Consider the following 1,035-nt stretch of genomic DNA (forward strand, 5'->3'; position numbering starts at 1 on the left):
ACCAGAAGGTGATGCCGCACAGGGCCTCGGGGTTGGAGATGTCGCGGCGCACGCGGCCCACCCAGATGAGGTCCTGGTCGGACGTATCGAGCGGCATGGGCCAGCGGTCGTGCGCGCTAGCGGCCTCGAGGTCGTCCACGAGCTTGACGCCCGGCGCGGCGGCAAGGGCCTCGCGGGCCTCATCGAGCGTGATGTCGCGCTCGAACTCCAGCGTCACGCTCTCGGAGTGGGAGCGCAGCACGGGGACGCGCACGCAGGTGCAGTTCACGCGCAGCTCGGGCAGGTGCATGATCTTGCGGCCCTCGTTTTGCATCTTCATCTCCTCGGAGGTGAAGCCCTCGAACTTCTCGCCACCGATCTGCGGGATGAGGTTGCTCGCCAGCTGGGCGGCGAACGCGCGGGGCTCGGGCATCTCCTCACCGCGCCCCATGGCGCCGATCTGCGCCTCGAGCTCCAGCATGCCGGGCATCCCGGCGCCGGAGGCGGCCTGGTAGGTGGAGACGATCATGCGCGTCACGCCGGCGAGCTTATGCAGCGGCCAGGTGGGAACGAGACCGATGATGGTGGCGCAGTTGGGGTTGGCGATGATGCCGTGATGGCCCTTGACGTCCTCAGCATTGATCTCGGGGATGACGAGCGGCACGTCCTCGTCCAGGCGGAAGGCGTGCGAGTTGTCCACCACCACGGCGCCGCGCTTGACGGCCTCCGGGTAGAGGGCCTTCGCGACATCGTCCTCTGCGGCGCCGAGCACGATGTCCACGCCGTCGAACGCCTCGGGCGCGGCCACCTCGACCGTGACGTCGCCCCAGGGCGTCGCGATGACCTTGCCCGCCGAGCGCGGGCTGGCCAACAGCTTGAGCGCGCCGACCGGGAAGTCCTGCTCCTTCAGGCATGCAAGCATCTGCGTGCCCACGGCACCCGTCGCGCCGACGATGGCGACTGTGTACTGCTTCATGGTTGTTCCCCCTTACGGGACGCTGCACGAACTCCTCCGCGGACGATCCCGGCGGCTGGCGCATGCGAACGGATAGAAAA

General features: G+C 68.5%; 1 protein-coding gene. It reads right to left on the reverse strand.

All coding sequences use genetic code 11. The annotated features are described in order from the left end of the window. A partial coding sequence (locus tag ACMO6A_RS12410; protein WP_418471345.1) for an aspartate-semialdehyde dehydrogenase occupies positions 1-955 on the reverse strand: 955 nt, incomplete at its 3' end. Positions 956-1,035: the final 80 nt, after the last annotated feature.

Origin of the sequence: Eggerthella sp., assembly GCF_048329335.1 — a bacterium.
GTDB lineage: Bacteria > Actinomycetota > Coriobacteriia > Coriobacteriales > Eggerthellaceae > Eggerthella > Eggerthella lenta.